This is a genomic window from Nostoc sp. UIC 10890, assembly GCF_054786515.1.
On the sequence record NZ_JBSGKF010000001.1, the window covers coordinates 5,644,744 to 5,657,194 of the forward strand.

Annotated in this window: 13 protein-coding genes; 5 read left to right on the forward strand and 8 right to left on the reverse strand. The window is 43.3% G+C overall.

The genetic code is table 11. From position 1 onward, the window contains the following. Positions 1-169: 169 nt before the first annotated feature. The 5 genes from ACWATR_RS23450 (at position 170) to ACWATR_RS23470 (ending at position 6,700) form a co-directional block, all read left to right on the forward strand. Positions 170-2,806, forward strand: a complete 2,637-nt coding sequence (locus ACWATR_RS23450; protein WP_460337723.1) for an EAL domain-containing protein — start codon at positions 170-172, stop codon at positions 2,804-2,806. A 73-nt stretch (positions 2,807-2,879) separates the two neighbouring features. Then, positions 2,880-3,800, forward strand: a complete 921-nt coding sequence (locus ACWATR_RS23455) for a histone deacetylase family protein (RefSeq protein ID WP_460337726.1) — start codon at positions 2,880-2,882, stop codon at positions 3,798-3,800. A 469-nt stretch (positions 3,801-4,269) separates the two neighbouring features. Then, positions 4,270-4,407 (forward strand): hypothetical protein, encoded by a 138-nt coding sequence (locus ACWATR_RS23460; protein WP_176727159.1) that lies wholly within the window; start codon positions 4,270-4,272, stop codon positions 4,405-4,407. 177 nt (positions 4,408-4,584) lie between these two features. After that, on the forward strand, positions 4,585-5,031 hold the full coding sequence (locus ACWATR_RS23465) for a tellurite resistance TerB family protein (RefSeq protein ID WP_420758513.1): 447 nt from the start codon (positions 4,585-4,587) through the stop codon (positions 5,029-5,031). 313 nt (positions 5,032-5,344) lie between these two features. Continuing rightward, a complete protein-coding gene (locus ACWATR_RS23470; protein WP_460337730.1) occupies positions 5,345-6,700 on the forward strand; it encodes a UDP-N-acetylmuramoyl-tripeptide--D-alanyl-D-alanine ligase in 1,356 nt (451 codons plus the stop codon). Between the two features lie 81 nt (positions 6,701-6,781). On the opposite strand, the gene ACWATR_RS23475 is transcribed toward ACWATR_RS23470, so the two are convergent. From ACWATR_RS23475 to ACWATR_RS23510, 8 genes are all read right to left on the reverse strand, one after another. Next, positions 6,782-7,444, reverse strand: a complete 663-nt coding sequence (locus ACWATR_RS23475) for a Na(+)/H(+) antiporter subunit B (protein ID WP_460337733.1) — start codon at positions 7,442-7,444, stop codon at positions 6,782-6,784. Then, a complete protein-coding gene (locus ACWATR_RS23480) occupies positions 7,441-8,019 on the reverse strand; it encodes a DUF4040 domain-containing protein (RefSeq protein ID WP_460337736.1) in 579 nt (192 codons plus the stop codon). Before ACWATR_RS23480 ends, ACWATR_RS23475 begins: the two co-directional genes overlap by 4 nt. After that, positions 8,012-8,290: a monovalent cation/H(+) antiporter subunit G gene (locus ACWATR_RS23485; protein WP_460337739.1), complete on the reverse strand. Its 279-nt coding sequence runs from the start codon at positions 8,288-8,290 to the stop codon at positions 8,012-8,014. The genes ACWATR_RS23480 and ACWATR_RS23485 overlap by 8 nt, the downstream gene beginning before the upstream one ends. Continuing rightward, the gene (locus ACWATR_RS23490) at positions 8,287-8,544 is read right to left on the reverse strand and encodes a hypothetical protein (RefSeq protein WP_460337742.1); all 258 of its coding nucleotides are present in this window, start codon (positions 8,542-8,544) and stop codon (positions 8,287-8,289) included. Before ACWATR_RS23490 ends, ACWATR_RS23485 begins: the two co-directional genes overlap by 4 nt. Next, a complete protein-coding gene (locus tag ACWATR_RS23495) occupies positions 8,541-8,930 on the reverse strand; it encodes a Na+/H+ antiporter subunit E (RefSeq protein WP_289795147.1) in 390 nt (129 codons plus the stop codon). The genes ACWATR_RS23490 and ACWATR_RS23495 overlap by 4 nt, the downstream gene beginning before the upstream one ends. After that, positions 8,915-10,354, reverse strand: coding sequence for a cation:proton antiporter (locus ACWATR_RS23500; RefSeq protein ID WP_460337746.1), 1,440 nt, complete (start codon positions 10,352-10,354; stop codon positions 8,915-8,917). The genes ACWATR_RS23495 and ACWATR_RS23500 overlap by 16 nt, the downstream gene beginning before the upstream one ends. After that, positions 10,351-10,686 carry a cation:proton antiporter subunit C gene (locus tag ACWATR_RS23505; protein WP_460337749.1) on the reverse strand — a complete coding sequence of 112 codons (336 nt, stop codon included), beginning with the start codon at positions 10,684-10,686 and terminating at the stop codon, positions 10,351-10,353. Before ACWATR_RS23505 ends, ACWATR_RS23500 begins: the two co-directional genes overlap by 4 nt. Positions 10,687-10,940: 254 nt before the next feature. Beyond that, entirely contained in the window at positions 10,941-12,356 is a 1,416-nt protein-coding gene (locus ACWATR_RS23510) for a cation:proton antiporter (RefSeq protein WP_460337752.1), read from the reverse strand. Positions 12,357-12,451: the final 95 nt, after the last annotated feature.

Genomic DNA, 12,451 nt, shown 5'->3' on the forward strand with positions numbered 1-12,451 from the left:
GTCAATTCTGAAGAGAAAAGCTGGTATGCACCCACATACCAATGAGATCGCAGATGGTGACAACTTTGATTGAGAAAATTTTCCCAGAAGTGTAGCCTGAAAATCTGAACTTCTGGGAGTAGTATTTTTCAGACTAAGACATAAAAATATGAGAAATTGAGGAACAGCCATGCTAGGAAATGAGCGGGAAAAAATACGCCATTTGTTGGTCATCCAAGACCTGGAAGGGCGACGAACTGTCCCTTTACGAGAGACGACATATTCTCTGGGGCGGCATCCCGCAAACACTATTGTCTTGGCTTCCCGGTCAGTATCAATGCAACATGCAATTTTATTCCGAGTAACTGTTCCAGAGACAGATCAATACGGCTTCCAAATTATTGATGGCAACTATAAGGGTAAAGGAAGTACTAATGGCTTATTTGTGAATGGTGATAAATGCTTTTCTCATAATCTCAGGAACGGAGATGTTATTGCCTTTGGCAGTAATAAAGCTCAGGCTAAATATTATGCTATTTCTAACCTCTCAGAACAAGCATTTTCAGAATCTTGTGATGTTGAAGACTTATCTGGTTTCCTATCAGAGCAAGCCAATCCTGCCAATCCTTTTCAAACCTTAGCGATCGATCCCAGCTTTGAAGCCGCTAGTGAATCCGCCTTAGCTCGCCTAGCATCCTTCCCTGAACTTATCCCCAATCCAATTATTGAGATGGATTTTGAGGGAAGAATTACTTATCTCAATCCAGCCGCAGGTATCAAGTTTCCTAAACTTCGGGAAGTTGGTACAAAACACCCGATTTTAACAGGACTCCTGAGTGGAGTTAACAATCTAGAACAAAATTCTTTTGTGCGGGAAGTGGAAGTAGGCACAGAAGTTTTTGAACAATCCGTTCTCTACCTTCCTGAAAGTGATTTAATTAGAACTTTTATTGTTCGGGATATTACAGAGCAAAAGCAAGCCACAGCCGAACTTCATCAGCGCGATCGCTTGCTACAAGCAGTTGCGGAAGCTGCCAATTATTTGCTAGGAGAAATGAATTATGAAACTGGTATTGATCGAGCCTTAGCTGTACTGGGTGAAGCTGCCAAGGCAGATCGGGCTTATCTTTTTCAAAACCATCTCCATCCTGCTACAGGGGAAACAGCCGTCAGCCTACGGTTTGAATGGACGCACTCTTTTTTTGAATCTACCCACCACCATTGGCAAAATCTGCCTTATCAAGCTTCTGGATTAGCTCGTTGGTACAATGTTCTCTCTACCGGCCAGTCAATTAGCGGAATTACCCAAAAATTTCCTGTCGCCGAACAAGAATTTCTAATTCGAGATGGCATTCAATCCCTTCTTTTAGTGCCTCTTCGCTTGGAAAATGAGTTTTGGGGATACCTTGGTTTAGCAGACTGCACTTTTGAGCGTCATTGGTCTAGGCACGAAGAATCTAGCCTTTTGACTATGGCCGCCAGTATCATTAGTACGCGGCAGCGTCAGCAAGTAGAAGAAAAGATTCGCTATCAAGCCCTCCATGACGTGCTGACAGGGTTGCCCAATCGCCTACTATTTAACGAGCTGCTCAGTAAAACTCTGCCCAACGCCACTCGTAATAGTGAAAGTTTAGCCGTGATCTTCCTCGACCTGGATCGCTTCAAGGTTATTAATGACACTCTGGGGCACACTCTGGGAGACCAATTGTTACAAAGCGTCGCTCAAAGGTTAAAAGACTCACTTAGAGGCGGAGACACCATAGCCCGTTGGGGAGGCGATGAGTTTACTATCTTACTCCCACGAGTTAATGATATTGAAGAGGTAACGCTGGTGGCGTGCAGAATCTTACAAGCTTTAGAGGATGCTTTCCATCTACAAGGGCATGAACTTTATGTGACTGCCAGCCTCGGTATTGCGTTGCTTGATAAAAACAGTCCTGACGCCGAAACACTAATCCAGCACGCCGATGCTGCTTTGTACTATGCCAAGGATAAAGGGCGAAATAACTACCAATTCTACAGTGTTTCCCTGAGCGCTAAAAATCCTGAACTCTTGACTTTAGAAAAGAGCTTGCGCTATGCCCTAGAACGCAATGAATTTACAGTGTACTATCAGCCTCGTGTGAACATTGCTACAGATGAAATTACTGGTATGGAGGCTCTGTTGCGTTGGCAGCACCCAGAGATGGGATTGGTTGCACCTAGTGTCTTCATTCCCCTGGCCGAAGAAAGTGGATTAATTGTCGCCATTGGCGAATGGGTGCTGCGGACAGCCTGTATTCAAAATAAAATCTGGCAAGATGCAGGATTTCCACCCATAATGATGGCTGTCAATCTTTCTCTTAAGCAGTTCCGCCAACCCAAATTGGTGGAGACTATAGCCACAGTTTTAGAACAAACGGGTCTGGAAGCGCGTTTTTTAGAATTAGAAATTATGGAAACCACAGCCATTGAGGATTTAGACTTTACCAGAACGGTGTTAGAGAATCTCAAGCAGATGGGTGTTTATATCTCCATTGATGACTTTGGTACGGGTCATTCTTCGCTCTCGCGCCTACAACTTTTACCACTCCATAATTTAAAGATAGATAAATCTTTCATTCAATATTTGACGCAGGATGTGAAAGTAGCTCATATTATCAAGGCCATAGTTACCTTGGGACACAGCTTGGGATTGAAGTTGACAGCTGAAGGGGTAGAAAAAGAAGAGGAATTAGAGTTCTTAAAATCTATCAATTGCGAGGAAGTACAAGGCTTTCTATTCTACCGGCCGCTTTCTGTCCAGAAAGCAACAGAAATCCTTGAAAGTAAACGACCAAAACTGTAGTACAAAGAAAAACTGTTTGTACCAGTGACGATACAATAGCATTCAGTGTCGCTGCTGCAACCTTTTTCGTCCTATGCTCCCAGTCATCTATTCCGACGAATTTTTAGATCACAAGACTGGAAAATACCATCCTGAAAAACCAGAACGCTTGATAGCGATCGCAAATGCTCTAAAAGCAGCTACATTTGCAGATAAAATCTCTTGGCGATCGCCTACACCCGCATCAGAACAATCATCCCTGATGCCATCGTTGGTTAGGGCACATAGCCCAGCCTACATCAAAAAACTTTGGCAAATAGCTTCTAGTGGTGGTGGCCCTTTGGATGGAGATACACCAGTTTCCCCACGCAGTTATGATGTGGCACTGTTGGCAGTCAGTGCATGGTTGGATGGAGTTGAGGTTGTGTTAAGTTCAGCGAATCCAGCTTTTGTCCTAGCGCGTCCCCCAGGACATCATGCAGAAAGTGATGCGGGGATGGGCTTTTGTCTATTTTCTAATGCTGCGATCGCAGCTTTATTTGCCCTCGATCAACCCGGAATTAACCGCGTCGCCATCCTCGATTGGGATGTACATCATGGTAATGGTACTCAAGCGATCGTCGAAACTGAAGCACGTATCGCCTACTGTTCTCTACATCAGTATCCCTGCTATCCCGGTACTGGGAGAGCGGCAGAACGCGGTTTTCATAATAATATCTTAAATTTACCAGTACCCCCCGGTAGTGATATTGCACTATATCAGCCATTATTTGAAACACAAGTCGTACCGTTTTTAGCTAACTTTCAGCCAGATTTACTGATTGTGAGTGCTGGCTATGATGGCAATGCCGCAGATCCTTTAGCAAGTATCAATTTGCAGCCACAAGATTACGCTTTATTTACTGATTATTGTCTAGGAATAACTCGTAAAATTCTGTTTGGCTTAGAAGGTGGTTATGACTTTGATTCTCTTTCTCAATCAGTTGTAGCAACAATTGAACGCTGTTTACTTTAGGAACTTTCTTTTTTTAGGTAAAACTTCGGAACTTATTATTGAGTGACTTTCGTATATGCACTGAGATCATAATAATCCTATTGATTTGTGGTTCAGATTCCCGGCTTCTCCCAGAAACCGGGAATCTTCTCATATATTTCCTTGGGATTTCACAATATAATCTGCAAGAATCGGCAATTTGTGCGTATTGATTGTCATAATTATTTGTGAGCTAGTTAACTAATTTAACAACCGTCTTTACGTAAATTTAGGGTGACATAACTTTTGCTCTCAACTCAACCTAAGTAATTTCTTTTACAAAGGCTTTTTAAAATTCATCAAATCTTCAGAAATAAAAAGTTTAAATAGTGTTCTTAAACAGCTAAAGTTTTGTTAAGATGCAATTGCTAGCAGTTTCTTAGCGAAATTCACCTATCGGTGTGTGGAGAAATAAAAAGTACTAGCAGCACAAATTTCAAAAGGTGAAGCAATGACCACCTACATTTTTTTTGATGAAGCCCTACGGATGCTGACCAACGCCTATTTGATGTCAATAGTACTGTTGATAGCAGGATCGGGTATAGGTTTGGCGGTAATTGAGACGATAGAAAAGACAGGAGAACGCTAAGTTCATAAATGGCAGTGTAGTTCTTGCCAAAAACCATTGGTTGCAAGTGTTCGCCGCGAATAAATCCTGGGAACACTAAAGCATGAATGTCTCACAGCGTAACAGTCTTACCTGGAAATCTACCAAATACACAGGTAACTGTCGCGCTGGTGGGACTCTAACCAAGGAGTTACTACAATGGGTCTATTCGACGCTGTGTTGGGCACAGAAAGCCAAACCCAAGCAGCACTCAATCCAGCAGAAGCTTTTGCTGTCATTATCTTGGTGGCAACAGCCTCAGACGGTTATATTTCTATTGAGCAAGCAAATTCTATCATTTCTGTGCTGTCACGGATGAAACTTTTTAAAAGTTATCCCCATGAGATGATGAACAGGCTGTTTGACAAAATCTTGGGCATTCTTCAGGGAGATGGTTTTAATGCTTTATTTAATGCTGCAAAAGATTCTCTATCTCAAGACTTACGGGAAGCAGCCTTTGCAGTAGCTACCGATTTAGTCTTAGCTGAAGGGATCGTAGCTGAAGAAGAAAAAAACTTCTTAAATGATTTATATCAAGCTTTAGGGGTTTCTAGTGAGATAGCAATACAAATTGTGCAAGTAATCTTGATTAAAAACCGGGGATAGGATGATAGAAGATATGCCTAATTAAACTATATAGATAGCTTATAAACAAAGCGTGCCAAAGAAACTTAACTTCTTTGGCACTATTTTTGGTGTTATTGTGACTAGTAAAGCACGGCGGAAATAAACCACCCATTCCCAATCAACAAAGCCCTTACGCTGTCTTCATTTTTAATTTTTAATTTTTAATTCCGCCTTGCGGTACTAGGCTTAGATTCGCGCCTTTTTCGATGAGTCGTAAATCTTGTTGATCAATGCAGTATTGTGTCATAATCCGATTTTATAATTTTGAACCTTAAATTGTAAATTACTTATTATGCATTGTTCTGCCACCCTAACCGAACTGGTTGAAGTTATTTTTGCCCAAACTCTAAACTTATCTGAAACTGCCTTAACAAAAGTAAGTAGCGGTATCCAAACAGATAGCCGTACCCTCAAGCCGGGTGAAGTATTTGTCGCTTTCCGAGGCGATAAGTTTGATGGACATGAATTTGTGCCAACTGCGATCGCCAAGGGTGCAATAGCTGCAATCGTAGATTTTGAATACGAAAATCCGGGATTCCCTGTATTACAGGTAAAAGATACCCTCAAGGCATATCAACAAATTGGCAGATGGTGGCGCGATCGCTTTAATATTCCTGTAATTGGCGTAACGGGTTCGGTGGGTAAAACTACAACTAAAGAATTAATCGCCGCAGTTTTAGGAACGAAGGGACGAGTTCACAAAACTTATGGAAATTACAACAACGAAATCGGTGTTCCGAAAACTCTCCTAGAACTTGGCGCAGAAAATGACTACGCCGTGATTGAAATGGCGATGCGCGGTAGAGGACAAATTGCCGAACTGACACAAATAGCGCGTCCAACAATTGGAGTGATTACCAATGTGGGGACAGCGCATATTGAGTTACTCGGTTCCGAAGAAGCGATCGCTGAGGCAAAATGTGAATTATTAGCCGAAATGTCTGCTGATAGTGTGGCAATTCTCAACCACGACAATCCTTTATTAATGGCCACGGCGGCGAAAGTTTGGCACGGAGAAGTTTTGACTTACGGCTTTTCTGGCGGAGATATTCAAGGGCAGTTAATTGATAACGAGACAGTGGAAGTTGCAGGAATCCAACTACCTCTACCTTTACCCGGTCGTCACAATGCGACTAATTTCTTAGCTGCTTTAGCGGTGGCAAAGGTGTTGGGGATAGATTGGGCAAGCCTCAAAGCAGGTGTGATCGTGGATATGCCGACAGGAAGATCGCAGCGATTTACCTTACCCAACGATGTGGTAATTTTAGATGAAACTTATAATGCTGCACCAGAAGCTATGATAGCAGCGTTGCAATTATTGGCAGATACACCCGGAAAGCGGAAAATTGCTGTGTTGGGTGCAATGAAAGAATTGGGAGAGCGATCGCAGCAGTTGCACCAGCGAGTCGGAGAAACAGTACGAAAATTGAATTTAGACGGCTTGTTGGTTTTGGTAGATGGACAAGATGCCGAAGCGATCGCTCAAAGTGCCGAAGGTATCCCATCGGAGTGCTTTGCAACTCATGCTGATTTGGTGGCTAGGTTGAAGACATTTGTGCAAACAGGCGATCGTTTATTGTTTAAAGCTGCCCATTCTGTGGGATTAGATCGGGTAGTTAATCAGTTACGTGCAGAATTTCCCAAATGAAAAACTCCACGCCACTTGCGGGATGGAGTTTTTGGGCATGGGCAAGAGTCACCTGTTTGCCCAATGCCCCAATAGAAACTCTCACAACAATCCCCGATAGCGAATAAAAACCACAATCACCGCCCAGGACCCCAACGCGACTTTGACTGCAACTAGAATATTCAGCAAGGGGACAATCCCCCCACTCAAAAGTGCGCCCATTTCTCCATGCGGTAACTCAACTCCAGCCAGAGTTATAGCCGCCAGTACAATGAAAACAAGAACCGAAACTTTCTCCCATGTAGCGGCGTGGTAGCGCTGGTAAATCCCTTGCATCCACTCTGGTGATGAAGTAATAGCAATCAACCCGATCGCAGTTCCACCTGCGACTCCAGCCGCAAAACCACCGCCAGGGCTAAGATGCCCCCGAATAGCTAGTTCAATACTTACCAACGCGGCAATAGTTGCTCCCAAACGCGCCAGCACAATGGATGGTTGATCTGTGAAACTATAGATCGCACAGGACGGCTGTTCATTCGCCAGCAGAAAATTAACTCCCATAATTGCGATCGTAAATACTACTACCTCGAAGATAGTGTCATACAACCGATTCCTGAGAATGATAACTGTAACCGCATTGGGTATGCCACCATCTTTAACAATCGATTCAACGATCGAGAAATCCGGTACGACTGGCGCTGAATTCGGCAAGACGAGCATTTTTACAAACAGCGCTATCCCTGCTGCAATGTAGATCCATTTCATTTATGCTTCTCCCCTTCAGCTGGTGTACTTACATAACTCAGGATTGTCGCTGGTGATGTAAGTTCAGTTTGCATAATCTCATAGATGCGTTTCACCCTAATGGCGGTGTGATAAAACTGTTTGTCGTCCTCACTGGTTGCCTGGTCTGGATCAGCGTGTTCTCGTCTGACACAGGTCGCATGAACTTCTTTATCCATTAGCGCCCGTTGCAAAGCTTGGGTATTTGGGTAGGGAACCAGTTCAAGACGCATCTGGCGTTTACGAAAAATTGTGCGTAAGTCATCCATCATTTGCCCAAAATGCTGTTCGTCATCTGCCTCGTCTTTGACCAAGCCAAGACGCATCACCAGGGATGAACGTACTGCCACCGCATAAAGGGTAATTGCCAGCATAGTACCCACCAATGCTTCGGTCAAAGCCACATCAGGCGCTCCTAAAACCGCATATACCATTGCCGACACCGCTCCCAATATGCCGCGAATTACCAGCGCATGGTATGGATTTACCTGAAATACCACCATACACGCAGCCAACGGCAGTAGGGCGATGATTACATAGAGATAGCTATCATTCATAGTTACCCTCGCTACTAGAACAGTAAGCCAATACATACCCCAGCACCGTATTCCAGATGGCCAAGGAGATGAGAGCGAGGATGAGCAGCGGCCATTCACTGGGTATCTTTAAGAGCAGCCCGATGATGATACTCATTGAACCAAGGGTGTCTGCAACCGAAAGACTATGGAGTTTGAATAATAGCGATCGCTTGCCCAACAAAGGAAAGGTTCCCCAAAACCAGAAGAAAAGTCCTAAACATATACATATATAACCTAAAAAGTCAATCATACTTCATTCATTCGTTTGATTACATGAGCCAGCAACATTAAGCCAGCATTTCCCACACTTAGGATGATGACCCCGACAACACCAATCATCCAATCATCACGGAAGACGGATATCACCAGTATCATGATTGAAGTTTTGGTGGCAGCACTGGCAAATGCGAGCATTTTTTGCCAAATATCATCATCTTGCCATGCCTCATACATGGGGATGAGCAGTGCCAAAATCATGGCAATCAATACTAGATTCAGGATCATACTTTTCTCCTCCGTCGCACCCAATGTACTTCGTACCAGCCTGCTTCGTGGTATTTCAAAACAATGGTCTTTGGCGTAAAGGTAATTAGGAAGATATCTAGGAATACAAGCCCTGGTGTGCGTCCTGGTTTAACTTGTTCCATCGTTATATCTTCGTATTTATGCGGGCGGAGGATGAGTTGAAATGCCTCAATATACGCCTGCGGAATCGCCACCATAATTTCACCCAGCACACGCAGCCAATCTTTTAATGATTGTTTAGCTGTGCGACCACCCGGCAATAGGAGGGCGATGCTGATGCCAATGATGATATTTGCCACACTGAAATCGGCAGTGAGCAAAAACCAGATAGTCAGTCGCAATATTAGATTTAAATACCCAACCATGCAAATCCCTTCCAGAACAATAGGATTAAAATCAGACTCATGACACCGATCAAATGGTCAAATTGTTCAAGGACACGCGGTAGCTTGAGTGCTGAGTGTTTAAAAATTAGTAAATACGCCAACCATCCAATGCCGATGGTTGCGAGGGGTTTAATTATATTCTCAACGGTGTACGCCTCGTAATACGCAATATTAGCTAGGAACAGCCCACCGAGCAATAGAATCATGGCTGCCCAGAAACCAGGCTTTACCTCTGTTTTTCCCCCACGCGGCAGAAATATGAATTTGGCAAAAGATATTGCTGTTCCAAGGGCGGCAATATTCATAGCGATCGCTTGCCAAGGCAGCAAATTCTTCGTTGTCAACACTTTTGCCCCAAAGCCAGATAACAAGGGAAAGCCCGATATTGAGAAGCTGGCTATAACTAAGGCAATCCAAACTGGGGTAGCGATCGCTTGATGTTGCAGTTCCTTGAAATTTCGACTCGGTAAAGCCCCAGCAATTAGAAAAAGTGCCGATTTCACCAGTCCGTGCGTCAGCGCATAAAAACCACCCACGGACGGCGCAGCGAGGATAAAGCCCAACTGCGAAACCGTGTGAAATGCTAGCATCCGCTTGGTATCTTTTTCAAAGACTGCATAGAACACTCCCAAAAGCGCCGTGCCAACTCCAAAGGTTCTTACTATCGGATCAACCTCTGCCACCATTAGCGCACACCGCACCAATGGATAGACACCAGCTTTTACCACAACTCCCGATAGCATCGCCGACACTGGCGTTTCCGATTCGGAGTGAGTCAACGGCAACCATAATCCTGATACAAAAATTCCTCCTTTTGTCAAGAGTCCCAAAAAAATCAGGGCAAGGGCTTCTGGAGGTGCTACGCGCAAACCTTCAAAACTAAAGGAATTATGCGCCTGATATGCCAACACCGCGCCAACCAGATAAAAAAGCATTGCCACGTTGCTGATAAACAGATAACGTAAGCCAACCCAAATCGAGCGGTCAGTCCGGGGATAGGCAATCAATAGAAACGCAGCAATACCACTCACCTCTAACGCCACGTATAAACTGATCAAATCCGAACAGACAAACGCGGCATTGACACTGCCGTGCAAAATGATCAGTTGTGCGTAAAAAAAAGCTGTCTTATCGCTGTGCCAACAGTAGAGGATGACTGCTGCCGTCACCAACGCATTAGTTAATATAAAGTAGCCGCTTAATTGATCGACTGTTAAAATAACGCCAAAATTATCTATTAACTGTAGTGTCAGTGGCGACTGAGTGACAAATAGCTGCAATGCATATCCTGTCGAAGCCAAAGCCACAGACAAAGCGAGATATTTGTCAACTTTTGGGAGCAGATAAATAACAAACCCCAAAAAAAATGGTAGTGCAATCCAGGCGATGGTAATGCTATTCATGGCGTGTTATTCTTCTCGATTTCGTTGCTTTCCAAAGTCGGATTATCTCGTGATAGCTTCATAACGCCGACTAGCATTAACGCCTGAATCGAAAATCCGATCACAATCGCCGTCAATATAACCGCCTGGGGAACCGGGTCGGCATATCTGATATTTTTGACGTTGGAAATAATTGGTGTGAACAAACCACCTCGTGATGCAATTAGCACGTAATAGGCGATAACCCCCGTACTCATGACATCCATAGAGATGATCTTCATAACGAGGTTCTTTTTAAGGATGATGCCAAAAAATCCGCAAAATATTGTTGCGAATATGCACGCTTCTAACACGGAAATTGCCTGTTGGATGAGGGTTGAAGGTAAAAGAGAAAAGAAAATTCGTCTCTTTTACCTATTTTGTTTTTAAGAGGATGTTTTAAAAGTGGTGGCTGAGGTATCAAAATCTTTAGATCCTCCTAAATCCTCCTTAAAAAGGAGGACTTTGATTCCGCTTCCCTCCTTTTTAAGGGGGGTTAGGGGGGATCAATAAGTACCTAAAATACACAGCCTAAAACTTTTCAAACAACTTCTAAGGGTAAAAGCAACTAGCTGATTAAATTGGCTTCCTCTAAAGCTTCTTTTTCTTCTGGTGATTGTTTGAATGCAAACCGCAATAAAGGCGGTGCTAAGAAGGTTGTCAAAATCACCATAATAACGATCGCAGCTTGCAATGGTTTATCAAGGGTACCACTAGCTGCACCAATGGCAGCAAACACTAACCCAACTTCGCCACGGGGAATCATCCCCACACCAACCGCTAACCGATTAATTCCAGGTTGACCAAAAACCGACCATCCTGTGACAACCTTACCGATAATTGCTACCAACATTAAGAAGATAGCAATAATTAATCCTTCTCGATTTTCTGGAACTAAAGGATTAAGAACGCCTAAATCAACTTTCGCGCCAACTGTCACAAAGAAAACTGGTACTAGGATATCAGCAATCGGTTTAACCTGCTCATCTAGCTCTTTGCGTTTATCCGTTTCATCCAAAACTAAGCCAGCCGCAAATGCGCCTAAGATAGCTTCTAAATGAATGGCACTCCCCAAAAAAGCCATGAAAAAAGCAAAGATAAATGCTGGGATAATTAAGTTACCTCGCGTTTGCAATTTATCAGCAATGGCAACAAAACTTTGATTGAAATATTTACCTAATAAAATCGAGCCAATGAGAAAGACTGTAGCGCTGACAATTAGATAAATGACGTTGAAAATATCAACCTCACCAGTTTTAGCAAGACTCGCAACCACTGCCAATACAATGATGCCTAAAATGTCATCAATTACCGCTGCACCGACAATAATCTGACCTTCACGAGATTTTAACTGCCCAATTTCTGACAAAACTTTGGAGGTAATCCCAATACTAGTAGCTGTGAGCGCTGCACCTGCAAAAATCGCTGGAATTACTGGCGCATGAAACAATAAAATCAGCCCCGCCGTGCCAGCCGCAAAAGGAACAGCTACCCCAACACAAGCAACAATTGTCGCTTGATAACCAACTTTCTGTAATTCTTTTAAGTCTGATTCTAGACCAATTTCAAATAACAGAATGATCACACCTAGTTCGGCGAGTACAGAAACAACTTCGCTCTGGCTTTGAAAGATTGATGTGACTGCATCAGGACTGAGGTTGTTAATGAATTGCAGGATAGCCATGATAATGGAGTCACTACCAGTTGCTCCACTGTCGGGAAACACTACCAAATGCAGAGCAGAAGCACCCACAAGCACGCCACCAACTAATTCTCCTAAGACAGGTGGCAAGTCAATCATTCTAAATAATTCGCCACCAATTTTACTAGCCAGATAAATGACTACTAAAGTTAGCAATACTCCAGTCAGCACAATAGGAGCATATTCTGCCTCATTGGTTGTTGCTAGTAAAGGTGGTTGTAAACCCACAGGGAAAAAATTCAACCAGGCAAATGAATTAACTATTGGTTCTGAAAAAATCATGTTTTCTATTTGTGTTGCTGATTAATTCCAAAATAATTCATGATTTCTAGCTCGTAATTCGTAATTAATAATTAAATTACGAATTACGAATTACG

What these genes read in the sequence shown, in the direction of transcription:
- ACWATR_RS23450 (WP_460337723.1), top strand. Translation starts at nt 170, where the DNA reads ATGCTAGGAAATGAGCGGGAAAAAATACGCCATTTGTTGGTCATCCAA.
- ACWATR_RS23455 (WP_460337726.1), top strand. Translation starts at nt 2,880, where the DNA reads ATGCTCCCAGTCATCTATTCCGACGAATTTTTAGATCACAAGACTGGA.
- ACWATR_RS23460 (WP_176727159.1), top strand. Translation starts at nt 4,270, where the DNA reads ATGACCACCTACATTTTTTTTGATGAAGCCCTACGGATGCTGACCAAC.
- ACWATR_RS23465 (WP_420758513.1), top strand. Translation starts at nt 4,585, where the DNA reads ATGGGTCTATTCGACGCTGTGTTGGGCACAGAAAGCCAAACCCAAGCA.
- ACWATR_RS23470 (WP_460337730.1), top strand. Translation starts at nt 5,345, where the DNA reads ATGCATTGTTCTGCCACCCTAACCGAACTGGTTGAAGTTATTTTTGCC.
- ACWATR_RS23475 (WP_460337733.1), bottom strand. Translation starts at nt 7,444, where the DNA reads ATGAAATGGATCTACATTGCAGCAGGGATAGCGCTGTTTGTAAAAATG.
- ACWATR_RS23480 (WP_460337736.1), bottom strand. Translation starts at nt 8,019, where the DNA reads ATGAATGATAGCTATCTCTATGTAATCATCGCCCTACTGCCGTTGGCT.
- ACWATR_RS23485 (WP_460337739.1), bottom strand. Translation starts at nt 8,290, where the DNA reads ATGATTGACTTTTTAGGTTATATATGTATATGTTTAGGACTTTTCTTC.
- ACWATR_RS23490 (WP_460337742.1), bottom strand. Translation starts at nt 8,544, where the DNA reads ATGATCCTGAATCTAGTATTGATTGCCATGATTTTGGCACTGCTCATC.
- ACWATR_RS23495 (WP_289795147.1), bottom strand. Translation starts at nt 8,930, where the DNA reads ATGGTTGGGTATTTAAATCTAATATTGCGACTGACTATCTGGTTTTTG.
- ACWATR_RS23500 (WP_460337746.1), bottom strand. Translation starts at nt 10,354, where the DNA reads ATGAATAGCATTACCATCGCCTGGATTGCACTACCATTTTTTTTGGGG.
- ACWATR_RS23510 (WP_460337752.1), bottom strand. Translation starts at nt 12,356, where the DNA reads ATGATTTTTTCAGAACCAATAGTTAATTCATTTGCCTGGTTGAATTTT.